This window comes from Streptomyces sp. NPDC002499, from assembly GCF_053595415.1.
The window spans coordinates 271,230-290,555 of the sequence record NZ_JBSFXO010000005.1; the positions used below are offsets into that span (position 1 = coordinate 271,230).

Annotated in this window: 18 protein-coding genes; 11 read left to right on the forward strand and 7 right to left on the reverse strand. The window is 71.2% G+C overall.

What is annotated here, in order from left to right:
- Window positions 1-15: 15 nt before the first annotated feature.
- Window positions 16-417, reverse strand: coding sequence for an SAV_915 family protein (locus ACWD5F_RS15340; RefSeq protein ID WP_451254521.1), 402 nt, complete (start codon window positions 415-417; stop codon window positions 16-18).
- Between the two features lie 318 nt (window positions 418-735).
- Between ACWD5F_RS15340 and ACWD5F_RS15345 the strand changes: the two genes are divergently transcribed.
- A complete protein-coding gene (locus tag ACWD5F_RS15345) occupies window positions 736-1,314 on the forward strand; it encodes a universal stress protein (protein ID WP_451254522.1) in 579 nt (192 codons plus the stop codon).
- 400 nt (window positions 1,315-1,714) lie between these two features.
- Here ACWD5F_RS15345 and ACWD5F_RS15350 read toward each other — a convergent pair whose 3' ends face one another.
- Complete coding sequence (locus ACWD5F_RS15350; protein WP_451254524.1) at window positions 1,715-2,674, reverse strand: M56 family metallopeptidase; 960 nt, start codon at window positions 2,672-2,674, stop codon at window positions 1,715-1,717.
- On the reverse strand, window positions 2,671-3,078 hold the full coding sequence (locus ACWD5F_RS15355) for a BlaI/MecI/CopY family transcriptional regulator (protein WP_451254525.1): 408 nt from the start codon (window positions 3,076-3,078) through the stop codon (window positions 2,671-2,673). The genes ACWD5F_RS15350 and ACWD5F_RS15355 overlap by 4 nt, the downstream gene beginning before the upstream one ends.
- A 162-nt stretch (window positions 3,079-3,240) precedes the next feature.
- Here ACWD5F_RS15355 and ACWD5F_RS15360 point away from each other — a divergent pair, with 162 nt between their 5' ends.
- The 4 genes from ACWD5F_RS15360 to ACWD5F_RS15375 all read left to right on the forward strand — a co-directional run bounded on the left by ACWD5F_RS15360 (window position 3,241) and on the right by ACWD5F_RS15375 (window position 7,137).
- Entirely contained in the window at window positions 3,241-3,978 is a 738-nt protein-coding gene (locus ACWD5F_RS15360) for a phosphatase PAP2 family protein (RefSeq protein ID WP_451254527.1), read from the forward strand.
- A 113-nt stretch (window positions 3,979-4,091) separates the two neighbouring features.
- Window positions 4,092-4,601 carry a hypothetical protein gene (locus ACWD5F_RS15365; protein ID WP_451254529.1) on the forward strand — a complete coding sequence of 170 codons (510 nt, stop codon included), beginning with the start codon at window positions 4,092-4,094 and terminating at the stop codon, window positions 4,599-4,601.
- A 221-nt stretch (window positions 4,602-4,822) separates the two neighbouring features.
- Entirely contained in the window at window positions 4,823-5,752 is a 930-nt protein-coding gene (locus tag ACWD5F_RS15370; protein ID WP_451254531.1) for an N-acetylmuramoyl-L-alanine amidase, read from the forward strand.
- Window positions 5,753-5,952: 200 nt separating this feature from the next.
- Window positions 5,953-7,137 carry a DUF2235 domain-containing protein gene (locus ACWD5F_RS15375; RefSeq protein ID WP_451254533.1) on the forward strand — a complete coding sequence of 395 codons (1,185 nt, stop codon included), beginning with the start codon at window positions 5,953-5,955 and terminating at the stop codon, window positions 7,135-7,137.
- Here ACWD5F_RS15375 and ACWD5F_RS15380 read toward each other — a convergent pair.
- Window positions 7,085-8,308, reverse strand: a complete 1,224-nt coding sequence (locus ACWD5F_RS15380) for an MFS transporter (protein WP_451254535.1) — start codon at window positions 8,306-8,308, stop codon at window positions 7,085-7,087. The two genes, ACWD5F_RS15375 and ACWD5F_RS15380, sit on opposite strands and share 53 nt — an antisense overlap.
- A 71-nt stretch (window positions 8,309-8,379) precedes the next feature.
- Here ACWD5F_RS15380 and ACWD5F_RS15385 point away from each other — a divergent pair, with 71 nt between their 5' ends.
- The gene (locus ACWD5F_RS15385) at window positions 8,380-9,363 is read left to right on the forward strand and encodes a helix-turn-helix domain-containing protein (protein ID WP_451254536.1); all 984 of its coding nucleotides are present in this window, start codon (window positions 8,380-8,382) and stop codon (window positions 9,361-9,363) included.
- Between the two features lie 9 nt (window positions 9,364-9,372).
- A complete protein-coding gene (locus ACWD5F_RS15390; protein WP_451254538.1) occupies window positions 9,373-9,876 on the forward strand; it encodes a glutathione peroxidase in 504 nt (167 codons plus the stop codon).
- A 27-nt stretch (window positions 9,877-9,903) separates the two neighbouring features.
- Here the strand turns inward: ACWD5F_RS15390 and ACWD5F_RS15395 are convergent, their stop codons facing one another.
- Together ACWD5F_RS15395 and ACWD5F_RS15400 are read right to left on the reverse strand one after the other, a co-directional pair.
- Window positions 9,904-11,793 carry an MFS transporter gene (locus ACWD5F_RS15395; protein WP_451254540.1) on the reverse strand — a complete coding sequence of 630 codons (1,890 nt, stop codon included), beginning with the start codon at window positions 11,791-11,793 and terminating at the stop codon, window positions 9,904-9,906.
- Window positions 11,794-11,983: 190 nt separating this feature from the next.
- Window positions 11,984-14,560 carry a D-alanyl-D-alanine carboxypeptidase gene (locus ACWD5F_RS15400; RefSeq protein ID WP_451254542.1) on the reverse strand — a complete coding sequence of 859 codons (2,577 nt, stop codon included), beginning with the start codon at window positions 14,558-14,560 and terminating at the stop codon, window positions 11,984-11,986.
- A gap of 411 nt (window positions 14,561-14,971) precedes the next feature.
- Between ACWD5F_RS15400 and ACWD5F_RS15405 the strand changes: the two genes are divergently transcribed.
- From ACWD5F_RS15405 to ACWD5F_RS15415, 3 genes are all read left to right on the forward strand, one after another.
- Window positions 14,972-15,730, forward strand: a complete 759-nt coding sequence (locus ACWD5F_RS15405; protein ID WP_401716276.1) for a GOLPH3/VPS74 family protein — start codon at window positions 14,972-14,974, stop codon at window positions 15,728-15,730.
- A gap of 327 nt (window positions 15,731-16,057) precedes the next feature.
- The gene (locus tag ACWD5F_RS15410) at window positions 16,058-16,915 is read left to right on the forward strand and encodes a helix-turn-helix domain-containing protein (protein WP_124003940.1); all 858 of its coding nucleotides are present in this window, start codon (window positions 16,058-16,060) and stop codon (window positions 16,913-16,915) included.
- Window positions 16,916-17,128: 213 nt separating this feature from the next.
- Window positions 17,129-17,320: a DUF397 domain-containing protein gene (locus ACWD5F_RS15415; protein ID WP_401716272.1), complete on the forward strand. Its 192-nt coding sequence runs from the start codon at window positions 17,129-17,131 to the stop codon at window positions 17,318-17,320.
- 119 nt (window positions 17,321-17,439) lie between these two features.
- Here the strand turns inward: ACWD5F_RS15415 and ACWD5F_RS15420 are convergent, their stop codons facing one another.
- A complete protein-coding gene (locus ACWD5F_RS15420; RefSeq protein WP_451254545.1) occupies window positions 17,440-18,294 on the reverse strand; it encodes a hypothetical protein in 855 nt (284 codons plus the stop codon).
- Window positions 18,295-18,390: 96 nt separating this feature from the next.
- On the opposite strand from ACWD5F_RS15420, the gene ACWD5F_RS15425 reads away from it, so the two are divergent.
- Complete coding sequence (locus ACWD5F_RS15425; protein WP_451254547.1) at window positions 18,391-19,179, forward strand: SDR family oxidoreductase; 789 nt, start codon at window positions 18,391-18,393, stop codon at window positions 19,177-19,179.
- Window positions 19,180-19,326: the final 147 nt, after the last annotated feature.

A 19,326-nucleotide genomic window follows, 5' to 3' on the forward strand; every position in this document is an offset into this window, starting at 1 on the left:
CGGGACAGCCCTCTCTCAGCCGACGCGCAGCGCGAGTACGACGGGGACGACGGGGACGACAGGGACGACAGGGTTCGCCGGCCGCGCGGACCGGGTCGTGGACGCGGGAGCGGGAGCCGGGGCGGGAGCCGAAGCCGGTGCCGTGAACTGGGGATCCACCGTGACGGTGGTGATGCCGAGGGGCGCGGTGAGCGCGCGCAGGGCGGGTTCGGCGAGCCTGATCCACGCCTGGCCCGCGCCGAGGGTCGCGGTCAGTCGCCGCGCGGAGGTGAAACCGACCGCGGTGCGGTCACCGAGCGGGGTGCGGAACATGCGGGTCACGCACCCCGACGGACCCGGCCGGACCGGGACGTACAGGGGTCCGGCCGGGAACCGATCGGAGGGTTCGGGGTCCTCGCCGTAGCCGGTCTCCGTCATGGAATGCCTCCATCGAACGCGGGTGATGTGCGACGGCCCCGCCGCGGGGAGGCGGACGGGACCTGCGAAGGACGCTATGCCCGCACTCCCCCTCCCTGTCCCGCCCGCCGACAGCTCATGACGCGATGCTGACGGAGATCGCCCGGACGCTGACGTGCTGCTTACGCGGCCGGCCGGGAGGCACCGCGCACGGCGTCAGAAGGGCGCCAAAGTGCGGCGTACGGGGTGGTCGTAGGGCGCACGCGGGAGTGTGATGGAGGCAGGCAACAGGCCCTGGGCAGCAGCTGCCGGGTGCGCGTGTACGAGGAGCGGTGAGCCATGTCTGATTCCGGTGCCCGTGACGGTCTGCCGGGAGCGGTGCGTGTGGTGGCCGGCGTGAGTGGCTCGCCGGGCAGTCTGACGGCCCTGCGCCGGGCGGCCCAGGAGGCCGCGCGCCGGGGCGCCGAGCTGTGGCCGGTGATCGCGTGGGAGCTGCCCGGCGGCGAGTTCCACGCGGCGCGCTCGTCCGTCCCGCCGCTGCTGCGGGAGCGCTGCGAGCAGCTCGCCCGGGAGGAACTCCTCGGCATCCTCGACACGATGTTCGGCGCGGCCGGCCCGGGTGTCCCCCTGCACGCGCTGGTCGCCCGCGGCCGCCCCGGCCAGGCCCTGGTCGAGATCGCCGACCGCGACACCGACGTCCTGGTCCTCGGCGCCGGCCACCGCGGCCGTCTGCACCGGCTCCTCGCCCCCTCGGTGAGCCGCTACTGCCTCACCCACGCCGGCTGCCCGGTCCTCGCCGTCCCCCCGTCCCCGCTGGCGGCCGACCTGGCGACCCTGCGCCGCCGCAACAGCCGGCATCTGCGGCTGGACGCGGGGCAGTTGACGCGACGGCCTCGGGGGCCGGTGCAGGACGCGTGAACGCCGGCAGTCAGGCCTCCTGCCGCCCGCGCGGCGCGCATCCCGTCGGCGCCGGGCCGGGCGGCGGCACGGAGTGAGCCTGCCGGTCCGGTCGCGGGCGGACGGGCAGCCGTCGGCCGGGCAGGTGAGAGCGGGGCCAGGGGCTGTCGGTCCAGTGCCGGATGCGTAGGCACCTCGCCGAGGTCGGCAGGCCTCCTGCCGCCCTCACGGCGCGCGTCCCGTCGGCGCCGGGCCGGGCGGCGGCGCGGAGTGAGCCTGCCGGTCCGGTCGCGGGCGGACGGGCAGCCGTCGGCGCGCAGGTGAGAACGGGGCCAGGGGCTGTCGGCCCGGCGCCGGATGCGTGGGCACCTCGCCGAGGTGTGGCCGGGGCGTCGGCGTCAGCCGGTCGGCCTGCCCTTCCTCACCCTGCTTCGCCCTGCGCGATCTCGATGTTCTCGTGCACCTGGAGGGCGACCGTCGCCGCCGTACCGGAAGAGAGCAGCGCGCAGGTCGTGAGGAGCGCGGCGATCCAGGTCCGGGCGTGGAGGGGTACGGGGCTGAGGAGCGCCGTGACGCGGTGCGGGACCGGGCCCGTCGCCATCCCGGGCAGGACGGACGAGCGCGGCGCGGCCGAGGCCAGGGCCGCTCGGGCGATGGCCCGGGCCGTGAGGCGGCGGTCCCCCACCGCGCCGGCGGCGACCTCGTCGGCGGCCCGTTCCGCGGCGAGCCGGATGGCGGCGCGGACCGGGCGCAGGGCGGGGTGGCAGTGGGCGGTCAGCTCGGCGGCGGCCAGGAAGTAGTGGTGCCGGCCCGCGTTGTGGGCCCGCTCGTGCGCGAACAGCGCCTCGCGCTCCGCCGCGTCCAGGCTGCGCAGCATGCCGGTCGTCACGACGATGCGCTGTGGCCGGCCGGGCAGGGCGTACGCGTCCGGGTGCGGTGAGTCGACGACGCACAGGTCGCCCGCCGCGGGCCTGCGGTCGGCCTCGGAACGGGCCGCGCGGAAGCCGGTGACCTGGCGCAGCACCGAACGGCCCAGGGTGAGGGCCCCGACGGTGAGCAGACCGACGGCCAGGGCCGCGAGCGGGAGGATCAGGCGGACGGACGGGGTGCGCAGCGGGTGGGTCAGCTCGCCGAGCGCCGCGAACGCCGGGATCTTCAGCAGGCCGGTGAGCGCGAGCGTGCCGAGCGCGGCGACCGTGCCGCCGGCCAGCAGCAGCGCGGAGGCGGTCAGGGTCCACAGGGCCGCGACCGGCGGGCAACGGTCCAGGACGCGGCGGGCCAGCGGGGGCGCGGCGAACGGCAGGAGCAGCGGGACCAGGAGCAACAGGACCTGGAGCAGCGGCACCTGGAGCGGCGGGATCACCGGCGGCGCGGGCGTCACTCGCCGTCCTCCAGCAGCCGGCGCAGCACCTGCTCGTCATCCGGGTTGAGCTGCGCGACGAAGCGGGCGAGCACGGTCTCGCGGTCGCTGTCCCGGTCCAGTTCGCTGTGCATACGAAGGGCGGTGAGGCCCTGCGGGTCCTGAACCGGCCGGTACGCGTACCCACGGCCCTGCCGGTCCCGCTCCAGCGTCCCCTTCTCGTGCAGCCGGGACAGGATCGTCGTCACCGTCGTGCGCGCGAGCCCGGACGCGAGTTCCGTCTGGACCTGCGCCGGGGTGAGGGGCGCGCCGGCGGCCCAGAGCGCGGCCAGCACCGCCGCCTCCAGCTCACCCGCGGGCCGGCGCTCGTCTCTCTCCTGGGACGCCTTCTCGTCGGGCTTCTCGTCGGGCTTCTCGTCGGTCATGGGGAACGATCCTCACCCTCAGATCGTCTACAGTGGCGTAGACCGTCTACATAATTGTAGTCGGCGCGCGGAAGTGTCCGTCTGTTCGCCCGCCCGCCCGTCGACCGGAAAGGTGCACGCGATGACCACAACCGCAGCTCCATCGTCGCAGCTCGCGTCGTCATGAACCGCCGGGACGCCGCCGAGCTCGCGGGCAGCGCCGGCGTGGGCGCCTGGACCGGGTTCGGTGTGCTGGCGATGGTCGTGGTGGGCGGCGACGGGGCTCCGCTGTGGCTCGACGACACCTCGCTGAGCTGGTCCGTCGGGCACCGCCCGGACGTCCTGGTGGCGCTGGCCCGAGGGGTGACCGCGACGGGCACCGGCGTCGTCCCGTACCTGCTCGTCGTGCTCGCCGGCATGGTCGCGGGCCGGACCGCGCGCGGTCGGCTGACGGCCGCCGCCCTCGCCCTCGTCTGTCTCACCTCGGGCCAGGCCGTGCGGTACGGCGTGCGGGACCTCGTCCACCGCGCCCGCCCGCCGCGTGCCGACTGGGCGACGACGCACGCCTCCGGCTGGGCGTTCCCCTCGGGTCACACCACCACGGCCGCGATCACCGCCGGGCTCCTGATGGTCGCCCTGTCCCTGCGCGCCCCGCGCGGCGGCCGGGCCCTCGCGGTGACGGCCGGCTGCTGGGCCCTGCTGGTCGGAGCGAGCCGCGTCTATCTCGGGGTGCACTGGTTCACGGACGTCGTCGGGGGCTGGCTGTTCGCCATCGGCTGGCTGGGGATCTGCCTCTGCGTGATGGCCCATCGACTGCCGGAGTGGCTCATATCGGACACGACCACGGGACCGCCGGGCGACGGGACCGCGCACGCGACGGACGGCACGACGGACGGCAGGGCCATCCGCACCACCGGGTGAGTCGTGGACCCACGTCCAGGTGAGGTCACCGCTCCCTCCATAGGTGCCCGCGCCGCCTCCGGATGAGTACGCGTGCTCAGGACCGCGTCCGACGGCCCGGTCACCATGGCCGTATGAGCACACGGGGAGCACTCCTTACCGCCGCCGTCGTCCTGAACACCGGTGTACCGGTGGCGACTTGGGGACTGATGGGTCAGCAGAACGCCGACGGGTTCACGGCGTCCGAACTCGACCACGCCTACCGGCCGCTGTCCGTCACGGACGGCACGGCCGCGCTGATCGGCGCGCTCGCGCTGGCGCTGGTGGTGGCGGCCGGGGCGCTGCTGGTGCGGGCCGGCAACAGCGGCGCGCTGGACCGGCGTTGGTGGGGAGTACTGGGGCCGTTGGCGGTCGTCGGACTGATCGTCGGGGCGGGGCTGCGGATCCTGACCGCGGGGGTCATCGGGGCGAACATCGGTGCCGGTCTGACGATCCTGTTCGGGGGCCCGGTCGTGGCCGCGCTCGTGCTGTGGGCGGCGGGCCGGAGCTGGTGGCTGACAACGCGTCACCGGAATGAGGGCCACCGGCGTGACGGAGGCGATGAAGGCGGGCGAATTATCCGAATCGCCCCCGACGGAGCGTGACTTCCGGGATCCTGATCACAACTCACAGCTTCTGAAGGCACGATCTCGAAACGAACGACCCGAACCGCGCGTCCTCTTTTGCACACGATCCCGAGACGCGGAACCTGGTTGGCCACAACCCGGACACGCACGGCCCGGGTACCCCCCACGGCCCAGGTACGCATGATCTTGACGCGCACGACCTCCATCCACCGACCCGACATCCCGAAAGGACACCACTCATGGCCACACCTCTCTCCGCCGCGAAGACGCTGTCCGCCTTAAAGGCCGAGGGACTCACCGTCCACGAACACGCCGGCTGGAAGACGCACAACCGCGACGCGGCGACCGGCAAGTCCTTCGGTCCGGTGATCGGCGTGCTGATCCACCACACCGCGGGACACGGCGACAAGGAGCTCTGCTACAAGGGCAGAGCAGATCTCCCGGGTCCGCTGTGCCACTCCTGGCTCGGCAAGACGGACGGGCTGTGGATGATCGGCCACGGCCGCGCCAACCACGCCGGCTCCGTCGACCTCGACGTACTGAACGCGCTGCGCGAGGAGAAGTCGCTCCCGCACGACGACCAGGCCAACGCCGACGGCAACGACGTGCTGTACGGCCTGGAGATCGAGAACCTGGGCAACGGCAAGGACCCCTACCCGGACGCGCAGTACCGGCAGGCCGTGCTGTGGGCCGCCGCGCTGTGCCGGGCGCACGGCTGGTCGGAGAAGTCCGTCGCCGGGCACAAGGAGCTTCAGCCGGGCAAGATCGACCCCAGCTTCGACATGGACGACTTCCGGGCCGACGTGAAGAAGCAACTCGCCCTCCCGGTCGGCAAGTCCACGCCCGGCAAGCCGCTCCCCGGCACGGCCAACAAGCCCCGCGTCGACCTCTCCCGGCTGGTCAAGGCCGCGAAGACCGACCCCGGCGCCAAGCAGGGTCACGTCAGCTACCTGGCGGGCACGAACCTCGTCGAGGCGGCGCTGGTCAAACTGGGCTACTTGTCCAAGACGTACGCCGGCGACGGCTCCTTCGGCTCCACCACGATCGCCGCGTACGCCAAGTGGCAGCACCACCTGCACTACACGGGCGCCGACGCGAACGGCATCCCGGGCAAGATCTCTCTCGGCAAACTCGGCGACGCGACGGGCCTGTTCACCGTGGTCGCCTGATACCGGCGGCCCAGGCCACCGGTATCAGCCGCCTCGCTCGGCCCACGCGCCGCTCACTCCCTCTCCCCACCACCTACATCTTCCGCCTGTATCTTCCCGCTGTATCTTCCGGGCGGTCTCGGGGTCTTGTCCGAAAAGGACCTCCCCGGGACCGCCCTGACGGCTCTGCGGAGTGAGCGCAACCCGGAGGAGGCATCTCCATGGCCAAACATCTGGTCGTCTGCTGCGACGGGACCTGGAACATCGCCGACCAGCAGTGCAAGACCAACGTCACCAAGGTGGCCCTGGCGGTACGGCCGCATTCGGCCGTGGGCACCGAGCAACGGGTGTACTACGGCAAGGGCGTCGGCACCCTGCGCGGCGAGCGGCTGCGGGGCGGCGCCTTCGGCGCGGGTCTCTCGCGCAACGTCCTCGACGCGTACCGCTTCCTCGTCCACACCTACCAACCCGGCGACCAGCTCTACCTGTTCGGCTTCAGCCGGGGCGCCTTCACGGCCCGCAGCCTGGCCGGGCTGATCCGCAACTGCGGCATACCGCGCCCGGAGCACGCCGACCGGATCGGCGAGGCGTGGGCCCTGTACCGCAGCCGCGCGAGCAGACCGACCAGCGTGGCCGCGACCCTCTTCCGCCGGGCGTACTCGTACGAGACCGAGATCCGCTTCATAGGCGTGTGGGACACGGTCGGCGCCCTCGGCATCCCGGCGCTGCCCGGCCCCCGTCTCTTCCGCCGCCTGGTCGACCGCTTCAACCGCCGCTGGTCCTTCCACGACACCGAGTTGAGCAGCTGGGTGAACGGCGCCTTCCACGCCCTCGCCATCGACGAACAGCGCTCGGCGTTCGCCCCGACGCTGTGGCACCAGCAGCCCGGCGCATTCGCGAAGGGCCAGGAGCTGAAGCAGGTCTGGTTCGCCGGGGTGCACACCGACGTCGGCGGCGGCTACCCGGAGTCGGGCCTGTCCGACATCACCCTGCACTGGATGGTCGACCACGCCCGCGCGTACGGCCTGGAGTTCGAGGCCGACGCGTTCACCTCCGCAGGTCCCGACCGGGCGGAGTCGGGCGAGCCGGAGCCGATGACGATGGATCAGGACCCGGACCCCACGGACGAGGACGACAGCGTCCAATTCACCGTGGATCCCAGCCCGTTGGGCGAGTTGCACAACTCCCGGACCCGCCTGTACCGCCTCTTCCGTCCCCTCCACCGTCCCATCGGCCGGGCGGCCGACAAGAAGACCAACCTCCTCGACGGCCGCGAGTACCTGGCCGACACGGCCCTGCGCCGCCACCGGGAGGACAGGCCCGCCTACGACCCCCCGGGGCTCGACGCCTATCTCAAGGAGTACGGCGAACAGCACGTCGAACGGATTCCCCTTCCGGCGGAGTGACCGACGGACGGCGTTCCTCGCGCCTGCCGGCCGCCCACAGGGCCGAGGTCACCAGGATCGACGCGGTCGCCATCACCGTCATCGCCGTGGCGGGCGAGGTGAGTTGGGCCACCGAGCCCGCCAGCGTCGCCGCCACGCCCTGCATGGTCAGCATTCCGGCGCCGCGCAATCCGAGGGCGTGGCCCGCGAGTTCGTCGGGGGTCAGGGTCATCAGGCGTTCCTGCTGGACGAGGCTCGCGCCGAAGCCTACGGAGGCGACGCACGCGGCGAGGGCGGCCCAGGGCATGCCCGGCCGCAGCGCGAAGAACAGGTACGGCGTGGCCAGGAGCAGCAGCAGCGGGGTGGCCAGCCGGGGGCGCAGGGCGGACGGCAGGAAGCGGCCGACGCTCAGGTCACCGACGAACATGCCCAGCGCCGCGCACGCGAACAGCGCACCGGCGGATCCGGAGTCGTAGGAGACGAAGAGGGATTCGCAGCCGACCACCAGGCCGTTGGGCAGCCACATGCCCAGGTAGGTGAGGCGGCGGGGGCGGGAGGACCACAGCAGGGCGTTGGTCCGCCAGGTCGCTCCGACGGACGGACGTCCCTCGGCCCGCGGCGGCCGGGCGGTCAGGCCCAGCCGGATGCCGAGGGCCGCGATGGCGTACAGGGCCGCCGCCAGGAGCAGACAGACCCGGGGAGACAGCAGCGCCAGCAGGGCGCCGCCGGTCGCGAACCCGATCACCTGCATCAGCCCGGAGACCATGTTGAACACCGAACGCCCCAGCAGATAGCCGGACTTGGGCAGGATCTCGTTGAGCAGCCCGCCGCTCACCCCGCCGCCGAGCGAGGCGATCAGGCCCTGGAGGAAGACGACGCCGAAGATCGCCCCGATCGGCAGGCCCGGCAGCGCGAGCAGCGCCGTACAGCCGGCGAAGGCGAGGTTGATGCCGGTCAGGGTCACGCGTGGGGGCAGTCGGTCGGCGCCCGAGAGGAAGAAGGTCGCCCCCAGCATCTGCGCGAGCTGCGGCCCGAACATGCTCACCGCCGACAGCAGCGGTGAGTCGGTCGCCCGGTAGACCAGGGTGGCGAGCGAGAGCCCGCCGATCGTCAGAGCCGCGTTCTGGGCGGCGAAGGAGAAGAAGAACGGGGTGTATTCGGGCGTGCGGAAGAGCTCGCGGTAGCTGCGCATGGGCGGAGTCTGCGGGGGTCCGCGCGGGAGTCGTATTCTTTCGCGCGGACGCGAAACACCGGGGGGTGCGCATGGGGTGGTGGCAGCTCAACGCGGACACGCTCGCCCGCAGCCGCTTCGTCGTCTCCCCGTTCGCCGAGACCTTCGCGGCCCTGAAACTGCTGCACGCGGGCACGGCCACGCACCCAGGTGAACAGGCCTGGCTGCGGGACCGGCTGCCCGGCTACCGCGCCCGCCTCGCCGCCGACCCGGTGGCCGCGCACCTCGTACGGGCGGGCCTGGGCCGGGCCTGGATCGCCGACTTCATGACCCCCACCCCGAAGGACGGGCAGTCCTTCGAGGAGGTCGTCGCCCGCGTACGGTCCGCCGACCCGGCCGCGGCCCGCGCCCACCTCGCCGTCTCCCTCGCCGGCCCGCTGCCCGCCGTACTGGACCGCGACGACCTCCCCGACCGCGCCGCCGCGCTCCTGGAGTACGTGTGGACCGAGACCGTACGACCGGACTGGGACCGGCGTCGGCGGGTGCTGGAGGCGGACGTGGTCGCCCGGACCGCGTTGGTCAGCCAGGGCGGCTGGGCGGCCGTACTGGACTCCCTGCGGCCCGGGCGGATGCGCTGGCTCGGGGAGAACCGGCTCCAGGTGAACCTGCACGAGTACCCGCCCCGCGAGATCTCCGGCGCCGAACTGGTCTTCATGCCGGTCACCCCGAAGACCGGCTGGGTGTCCTGGGAGGAGTCCGAGATCTACGCGCTCGTCTACGCCTGCGCGGGCGCCCTCGCCGACCCCGGCAACCGGACCGTGCCCAGCAGCCTGGCCACCCTGCTCGGCCCGGCCCGCGCGGGCGTCCTCGTCCGCCTCGACTCCCCCATGAGCACGAGCCAACTGGTCGCAGTGACCGGCCAGGGTCTCGGTTCCGTCGGCCGGCACCTGAAGGTGCTGCTGGACGCGGGACTGGTGGAGCGGCGGCGGGCCGGGCGGTCGGTGCTGTACTCGCGGGCGGCGGCCGGGGAAGTGCTCGTGGAGGCCCAGAACCGGGCCGACACCGAGCGGAGTTAGCATCCGCTTATGACGACTACAGATGGTTCTTCCCCCCTCGACGTCGAGATCGGTGCCCTCAAGGGCGGCTCCGCGGACCTCTCCCAGTACGCAGGCCAGGCGGTCCTCATCGTCAACGTGGCCTCCAAGTGCGGCCTGACCCCGCAGTACACGGGCCTGGAGAAGCTCCAGGAGCAGTACGCCGACCAGGGCTTCACCGTCCTCGGCGTGCCCTGCAACCAGTTCATGGGCCAGGAGCCCGGCAGCGCCGAGGAGATCGCCGAGTTCTGCTCGGCGACGTACGGCGTGACCTTCCCGCTGACCGAGAAGGTCGAGGTGAACGGCGAGGGCCGGCACCCGCTCTACCAGCGCCTCACCGGCTTCGCCGACGCGGAGGGCCACACCGGCGACATCCGCTGGAACTTCGAGAAGTTCCTCATCGGCCGAGACGGCGAGGTCGTGGCCCGCTTCTCGCCGAAGACGGAGCCGGACTCGGCGGAGGTCGTGGCGGCTGTACAGGCACAGCTGGGCTGACCTGACCCGCTCGGTCTCAGTGGGCGGTCATTTCAGCTCGTCCGGACATGGGGTGCCCCGGGGCAGTTGGTACGGGGCCCCCAGCCGGTACGTGCCCGCCTTGGGCGCGACCAGGATCGTCCACTTGTCGCCCTTGTCGTCCTCTTCCGTCTGCATCAGACAGCCGTTGACGTTGTCGAACGACTTCGGCGTGCCCTCCTCCCGGTGCTTGGACGCCTGCGTCTCCTGCGGCGGCTTCACGCCCTTGCCCTTGGCGTCGACCAGGCCGAGCCACGGCGAATAGGGGACGCGGATCAGGACCCGCCCCGGCTTCTTGACCTCGATAGTCAGCTCGCCCTGCTCCGCGCGGTCGACGGTCGCCGGCGAGTCCGCGAGCGGGGTCGGGTCGGTGACCTGGAACAGCTGCCAGTTGGCGTCGCCCCAGATCTGCTTCAGATACGGCATCCCCCGCTGCACCAGCTGCCGCTCGCGCGCGCCGCCGTCCCCGTCGGGCTGGTCCTTGGGCAGCACGACGAAGTGGACGGCCCAGCGCTGGAGCCACTCGTGGTAGTTCGCGGAGTTGAGGGTGTCGTCGTAGAAGAGCGGGTTGCGCTCCATGTCGGCCTGGCGGTTCCAGCCGCGGGCCAGGTTGACGTAGGGGGCGAGCGCGGAGGCCTCGCGGTGGGAGGCCGCGGGCACGACTTCGACCCGGCCCTTGGCCGCGCCGACCTCCTGGAGCTCGTTCACCAGCGGCGCCAGCTCGCGCGCCCAGGACGCGGTCGGGGTCGTGATGACAACGTCGTCGACCGACTTGAAGCCGATCCAGAAGGTGAAGCCGACGATCGCCAGCACGGTCACGTACCAGGTGCGGGAGCGCGGCACCATGAACGGCAGCGCCGCGACCAGCGCCACGCCCGCGAAGAGCATCGCGAGGCGGGTGATGTTGGAGCCGATCTGCGAACTGACCAGCCACACACCGAGGATGGACAGGCCGTACACCGCGGAGGTCAGCCGGACCGTCTTCCACTCCTTGGGGACCAGCGTGAAGACGAGGACGGCCGAGGTGAAGGGCAGGATCACCGACGCGAACTTCATCGGCTGGGTGCCCGAGAACGGGAACAGCCAGGCCGAGACCGCCACGACCACGACCGGCGCGATCCCCAGCGCCCAGGCGCCCGGGCGGCGCTTCTGCAGGAACAGGGCCACCGCCACCAGCCCCACGAACAGCCCCGCCACAGGTGACGCCATGGTCGCGAGCGCGGCCAGCGGGGCCGCGCACAGGGCCTTCGCCCAGCGTTTGTAGCGCCAGCGGTGGGGCCAGCAGAAGACGACGGCGACCGCGCCGAGCGCGAAGACCGTGCCGAGTCCGTACGTCACCCGGCCCGAGGCCGCGTTGCACAGGAAGGCGAAGACGCCGGCGAGCGAGGCCCACAACGGGTTCCGCACCGACCGGCTGCGCAGCAGGATCAGCGTCAGCAGCCCCGCCGAGATCGTGCCGGCGATCATCATCGTCGTACGGACGCCCAGGACGGACATCAGATACGGCGACACCATGCTGTACGACACCGGGTGCATACCGCCGTACCAGGCGAGGTTGTACGCCGAGTCGGGGTGCCGGCCGACGAACTCGGCCCAGGCGTCCTGAGCTGCGAGGTCGCCGCCACTGTTCGCGAACGTGAAGAACCAGGCGATGTGCAGGACGCCGGACAGGGCCGTGAAGGACAGCACCGGGTGCCGCAGCAGCCGCTCCCGCAGGGCGAGCAGCGCGGCCCGCGCGGCGGCGGTCCTACCTCTGGCGGCGGTCGTGGCGGTGGATTCGTCCGTACCCGTGGGCCGGGTCTCCCGCCCCTCGGACCGATCTGCGGACACACGTATTCGCGGGCCGGATACCGGGCCCGGATCGGCGTCGTCGGCGCGTGTCGGCTCCGCTGTGGCCACCTGAAGGCACTCCCCGTGGTGTCCCGTCTTCTGTTCAGGTCTTCTTCTCGTTCAGGTCTGCCGTCTGTACGCGTCCCGAGCGCTCCGGCCTGCCCCGTTTCGTGACGCTAGCACGCACCCCGCCGGGGAGCGCCCGGGTGGGGCCCACCGACGGGGTGCGCGGGCGTCAGTTGTCTTCCGGCGACCCGGATCAGCCGATACGCGTCAGCTTGGAGGTGAAACCGGGCTCCGTGAGGTCGGACTGCAGGGCGACCGGCACCTTGACCGCGCCGCCGGAGCCGTCGCCCACGGTGAGGGTGCCCACCTTGGTGCCGGCCTTCGCGGTGTGCGGTACCTCGTCGGCGGCGAAGGACAGCTTCACCTCGAGGCCGGCCCAGCCGACCGCGGTGACGTCCTTGGTGAGCACGACCGGGGTGTGACCGCCGAGACCGTCGTCCACGTAGCCGACGACGGTGTCCTTCTTGAGGATCTTCGCCGAGGTCAACGCGTCCTGCGCGGCCAGCATCGCGGTCTTGCTGACGGCGTTGACCGTGTCGATGATCGGCGCCGTGTGCTGGCCGAGGATCGCGCCGACCACGGTGACCGTCTCACCGCCGACCTCCTTGGTGGCGGCGAAGAGCAGGTTGCCGCCGGCCTTGGTGGTGGTGCCCGTCTTGATGCCGAGGGCGCCGTTGTAGGGGACGAGACGGTTGTAGTTGTTCCAGGTCTTGCCCGACGGGTCCTTCCAGCTGGGCAGCTTGGTGATCTCCATCAGCGCCGGGATCTTCACCAGCTCGTTGCCGAGCTTCACCTGGTCCGCGGCGCTGGAGACGGTGGTCTCCTTGAGACCGGAGGCGTCGGTGTACGTCGTGTTCGTCATGCCGAGTTCCTTGGCGGTGTCGTTCATCTTCTTGATGAACGCGGCCTCGGAACCGGCGTCCCAACGGGCCAGCAGACGCGCGATGTTGTTCGCGGACGGGATCATGATCGCCGACAGCGCCTGCCGCTCGGTGAGTATGTCGCCCTGCTTGACGGTGTTGAGGGTGGACTCACCGTCCTTGTCGTAGCCGCCCTCCTTCTCCGCCAGCGCGTCCACGGTGATCTTCTCGCCCTCGGCGCCCGCCTTCAGCGGGTGGTCCTTGAGGACGATGTACGCCGTCATGGCCTTGGCGACCGAGCCGATCGCGACGGGCGTCTGCTTGCCGAAGGCGCCCATCGTGCCGATGCCGTTGATGTCCAGGCTGCCCTGGCCCTCGGACGGCCACGGGAGGTCGGCCTTGCTGCCGTCGAAGGTGTACGAGTCGTCGGCGGTGAGCTGGAGCGAGGGGGTCGGCAGCGGGCGCATGGCCTGCACGATCGCAAACACGACGGCCAGCAGCAGGACCAGCGGGGTCCAGATCTTGACCCGCCGCACGAACGTGCGGACCGGGGTCTGGGGCGGCGGCGGGGTGTTGGTCAGCTCGGCCAGCAGGTCCAACGGCGGCTTCGGCGGCAACGGCTGCTGGGTGGTCCGCTCGGGCGAGACCTGCGGAATGGCCGCGGTGGCGTCCGCCGGCTTGCGGACGGGTGGCTCGTCCAGCGGCCTGAGCGCGACGAACCTGCTGGTGCGCTCGGCCTCCTGCTCGGGGGCTTTGGCGGCGGGCGCCTTGGCAGCGGGGGCCGTGGAGGGCTGATCCGCCTTGGCCGCACCGGCGGGTTTGGGCGCGTCGACAGGCTTGGGCGCGTCAGCAGGCTTGGGGACATCGGATGTCCTGGTGGCATCGGATGCCTTGGGAGCCCTGAAGTCGCCCAGCTTGAGCATGGTGGTCGGCTGGTCGACCTGGGGCCGCTTGAGCATGGTGGTGTGCTGATCGCCGGCGGGTTCGTCGGCAACGCCGTCGCCGTCACCGCCGTCCTCGGCGTCGGCGGTCTTGCCCGCGTCCACGGGGGCGTCTTCCGGCTCGGCCGCGTCCGCCTGGGCGGCGTCGACAGGGGCGTCCTCGGGCTCGGTCCCGGCCGTGTCCGCCGGTGCGGCGTCCACGGGGGCGTCCGCAGGCTCGTCGTCCACGACGACCGCGTCGGCGGGTTCCGGGGCCTTGTCACGCACGCCGGCGTCCACCGGGGCGTCCTCGGGCTCGGACTCGGATGTGTCCGCCCGCGAGGCGTCCACGGGGGCGTCCGCAGGCTCGTCGTCCGCGACGACCGCGTCGGCGGGCTCCGGGGCCTTGTCGCGCACACCGGCGTCCACCGGGGCGTCCTCGGGCTCGGCCACGTCCGCCCGGGTGCCGTCGACAGGAGCGTCCTCGGGCTCATCGTCCGCGACGACCGCGTCGGCGGGCTCCGGAGCCTTGTCGCTCACGCTGGCGTCCGTACGAGCGTCCTCGGGCTCGGCCACGTCCGCCGGGGCGGCGTCGACCGGCGCGTCCTCGGGCTCGTGGCCCTCGGCGTCAGCACTGCCGATGGCGTCCTCGGGGGCCTCGGACTCGTCCCCGGTTCCGTCGCCGTCCTCGGGACCCTCGGAGCCCTCTGAGCCTTCGGCACCCTCGGAATCATCGGAGGCCTGAGAGGTCCCGTCGCCGGACGCGCCCTCGCCCCCGGCCGTCCCTCCGCCGCTCTCGCCGCCCTCACCGCTCTCGGCACCTTCGGCGCCCTTGGTGCCCTCGGCGGACTCATCGACCTCGGCCGACCCCACGGGCCTCGCCTCAGCCTCGGCATCGGGCTTCGCGTCAGCCTCCGCGTCGGGTCCGGGCTCGGGCTCCGCGTCCGTCGCGAGATCCCGTACCGAGAACACCCGCGTCGCCGTGTCCACCCCGCCCCGGGCCCCTGCCTCCGTCTCCGAAGGCGTCCGCTCCGGATCCCGGCTCACCGCCAGGCGCGGATCGCGTTGCCGCGTCCTCGCCTCGGGAACCGGACCCGCGCTCCCCGACGTCGATCCTGTCGACGACTCGCGCTGCTTCGACCTGTCGGGGGACTCGCCCGCCACCGGTGCCTCCTCCTTGCCGCACGCCGTCCGCGCGGCTACCGAACCGTCTGACCGCCCGCTCGGACCACGCCTCCCCGACGCTGTCCGAACCATGTACCAGTGTCCTGTGTGCGGGCTTAACCTCTGCGGTAGACGAGAACGACATACCTACCGGTTCCACTACAAAGAGGTCACGCACCCTCGACAGACCAATGTGAGAGGGGTCACCCTGTCTTTCATCCACGCGGGGAGGCATGGATGGGCAGGAGCCGCAGAACACTTCCGGAAGAGCTTCTGCTGCTGGCATTGGACCCGGCCACGGGTACCACTGCACAGCCGCAGTCGCTCGACCTCGGTCTGGCCGGAGCACAGCTAGTAGAGCTGGCGCTGGCCGGACGGATAGCCCCAGACGGGGATCGTATCGCCGTGGTGGCACCACGGCCGACTGGAGATCCGACACTGGACTGCGCGTTGGAGTTGCTGCGAAGGCGTGGCGCTCCGGTGCGTGCGGTCCACTGGATCGGCGGGCCCCGACTGGGGTTGCGCCAGACCTACCTCTCGCATCTGGAGCGGTGCGGCATGGTGCATGCCGTGGCGGGACAGATGTGCGGGGTGTTGCCGACGACTCGTTATCAGGCGACGGACAACGCCATCAGCCGGGAGATCCGTGCCCGGCTGGATTCCGCGATCCGTACCGGCGTTCCGCCGGACCCACGGACCGCGGCGTTGGCCGCGCTCGCTCACGCTGTCGGCCTCGGCAAACACCTGTATCCGGGTAATGAGGGACGCTCGTCCCGCTCCCGGCTGCGGGATCTGATCCGGCACGACCCGATGGGCGGCCTCGTGGCACACGCCGTGATGGACGTCCAGAACGGTGTGGCGGCCCAGCCGCGTCGCAGTCCGGCCCCGGCCGGCCGGCAGGCGGTCGGACCACCGGCCAGGCAGGTGTCCGAACCCGCTCGCGGTGTTCCGATGCAGCCGCACCGCAGTTCCATGGCGCGTGTCGTGGCCCACTGAGCCGCAGTTCCACGACATCGCCGTACAGCACAACGGCACTACAACCGCATGACCGCAGAACCGCACCGCCAAGCGCCGCACCGCAAGTCCCCATGACCCGGTACGGGAGCCGCTGGACCGAGCGGGGTGAAGCAGACGTAACGTCTCTTCACCCCGCTCGGCCGCGTCTCGGCCCCGTCCACGAGGGCTTTCGGAAAACCCGAATACGGCCTGGACCTGCCGCATATCCAACGTTTCCCAGCGGTAGTAACCACCTTGGTGGCAATCTGCTCAACAGCAGATACGCAAAGTGGCAAACGTAGGTTCGCAGCCGGAGGTGCACGTCCCGTGGCGTCCAGTGTCAATCCCACCGTCCGGCGACGCCGGCTGGGTCAAGAGTTGCGCCGGCTCCGTGAGCTGAAAGGCATGACGGCAGAAGAAGTCGCCGAGCGACTGCTGGTGTCGCAGTCGAAGATCAGCCGGCTGGAGAACGGCCGGCGCAGCATCAGCCAGCGTGACGTCCGCGATCTGTGCGGGGTCTACGAGGTCGAGGACGTCCGCATCGTCGACTCGCTGATGCAGATGGCCAAGGACTCGCGCCAGCAGGGCTGGTGGCACTCCTTCGGCGACATCCCCTACAGCGTCTACATCGGACTGGAGACGGACGCGGCGAGTCTGCGCGTCTACGATCCCCAGGTCGTCCCCGGTCTGTTGCAGACCCGGCAGTACGCCGAGGCGCTGATCGCGGGCGCGTTGCCGGAGACCGCCGCCGCGGACGTGGAGAAGCGCGTCCAGGTGCGGCTGCGCCGGCAGGAACGAATCACCGCCCCGGAGAACCCGTTGCGCCTGTGGACGGTGATGGACGAGGCGGCGGTGCGCCGGGTCGTCGGCAACCGCTCCCTGATGCGCGACCAGCTGGAGCATCTCGTCGAGCAGTCCCAACTGCCGCACGTCACTGTGCAGGTGATCCCCTTCGAGATGGGCGCGCACCCGGGCGTGAACGGCCAGTACGCGATCCTGGAGTTCCCCGACGCGGCCGACTCCAGCGTGGTCTACATCGAGGGCGTGACCAGCGACCTGTATCTGGAGAAGGCGAACGACGTCCAGAAGTACAGCGTGATGTACGAGCACTTGAGGGCGCAGGCGCTGAACGCGGACCAGTCGCGGCAGTTCATCGCGGACATCGCCAAGGAGTACGCGCGGTGAGGTGAATCAGGGCCTTCCGAGGGGGTCTTCGACGGAAGCGGCCGCAGAGTACACCTTCCGTAGGCCGAATTGGAAGACCCACCTGGAATATGCCATTCAGACGAGTGAATAGCCGCTTCGTACGCGGGGGTTGGCGAGTACCGTCGATCACGCCAATCAGACACCAAGGTTGGCGCAAACCAGCAACTCGTCATCTGGCAATACGGAGCAAAAATGGCAATTCGTCAGGGCGCCACGGCCACCTGGACCAAGTCCTCCTACTCCACCGGGAACGGGGCCTGCGTCGAGGTCAAGTCCCCGGTCATCGAGGGCCTGTCCGTCCGTGACTCCAAGGTCACCGAAGGACCGGAACTGGCTTTCCCCTCCGACGCGTGGAACGCCTTCGTGGCCTCGGTCAAGGCGTAACGGCACGTCTGTCACACATGCGACAACTTCACAAGCTGCACCATCAGAGCCCTCTCGACCAGCCCGCCGTCCTTGCCGAGGGGGCTCGGCTTGTGCCCCGACATTCCTGACGGTTCCGGTCAGCGGAGCCGGTCCACGTAGGTGTCCGTCCCCGGCACGGTCGGGATGAACGGCGCCACCAACTCGACCCGCCCCAGGCCCGATTCGGCGACCTGCTCGTCCAGTCCGGTGAAGTACTCCTCCCAGCACTCGCGCGGGTCCGCCTCCAGGAACCACAGGAGGGTCAGCCGGGTATCGACCCCCTCGACCTGCTTGACGTAGGTCATCCGATCACCGGGCAGGGGCGTCGGCCGGAAGACGGTCACCAGCGCGGCCGGTGATCCGGCGACCCGCTTGGGCAGATGGCGCGAACGCAACCACTCCGCCAACTCCGCCCGCTGCTCGGCCGATTCGGCGTCGATCACCTCCAACACCAGCCCCGCGTACGGGTGGTCGAGGGCGTGGAAGTCCCGCGGCCCGGCCGCCCCGTCCCGGTACACGCTCACCTCGTGGTCCTGGAAGGCGGTGAAGACGTGGGTACGGTCCTGGTAGACCCGGGCGTCCCGGTTGAGCCGCTTGTTGATCCCCACGGTCCACTTCATGTGCTCGTCGTAGCGGCCGTCGGTGATCCAGTACGTGGAGAGGTAGCAGCCGGCGGCGACCGGCTGGGCGATCGCCGACTTCTCGGGGTAGCGCAGGAGTTGGAGGTCCCGGGTGGCGACCCAGCGGCGCCCGGCGTACATCCAGGGCATCGCCATCGCACCGGCGTAGTAGTGGTCGTCCTCGTACCACCTGTTGTACGCGTACTCGTGGCCCGGGTGCGGCTCGACCATGGTGATCAGCGCGTGGCCCGGGCGGACTCCGTACGGGCCTACGGCGGCCAGTTCGGCGTACGTCTGACTGCGGGTGTCTGTCTTTTCGGGGCCCTCGGACATGGGCGCTCCCCTTCCTTCGTCCGCCGGTCGCCCATACTCTGACGCCCCGTCAGAAAAAGCGCCAGGGTCAGGGAAGCGCTGGGTCGGAGGTCTCTCATGTCACTGCTCACGGGCAAGACGGTCGTCGTGTCGGGAGTCGGCGCCGGGCTCGGTCATCAGGTCGCGGCGGCGGTCGTGCGCGACGGCGGGAACGCGGTGCTCGGGGCGCGCACCGAGGCGAACCTCGCCAAGAGCGCCTCCGACATCGATCCGGACGGGGCGCACACGGCGTACCGGGCGACCGACATCACCGACGAGGCGCAGTGCGAGGCCCTCGCCGCGCTCGCGCTGGAGCGGTTCGGGCGGATCGACGCGGTGGTCCAGGTGGCCGCCTGGGACAGCTACTTCGGCGGGGTGGAGGACGCCGACTTCGCGACCTGGCTGTCGGTGATCGACGTGAACCTGCTGGGGTCGCTGCGGATGGCGCGGGCCTGTCTGGCGGGGCTCAGGGCGGCCGGGGGCGGGTCCGTCGTCCTCATCGGGACGCAGTCGGCGGTGGCGGCGCCCTCGCAGGTGCGGCAGGCGGCGTACGCGGCCTCCAAGGGGGCGCTGACGAGCGCGATGTACTCGCTGGCGCGGGAGCTGGGGCCCGACCGGATCCGGGTCAACACCGTGCTGCCCGGCTGGATGTGGGGGCCGCCGGTGCAGGCGTTCGTGCAATTCACCTCGCACACGGAAGGGGCGCCGGAGGCGGACGTACTGAAGCGGCTGACGGATCGGATGGCGCTGCCGGACCTCGCCACGGACGGGGACGTGGCGGACGCGGCCGTCTTTCTCGCCTCGGACCGCGCGCGGGCGATCACGGGACAGTCTTTGCTGGTCAACGCGGGTGAGTTGATGCGATGACGCCACTTTCGCAGTCGATCGACTGTTCAGATACATAAACCCAGGACAGCAATCGGAACGATTTTACAGTCTCTTGACCTTCCACTTGCTTGCCGTGGGCACGCCACCCCGCCCAGAGTTCACATGCCCGACCCCGGCAGCGGGAAC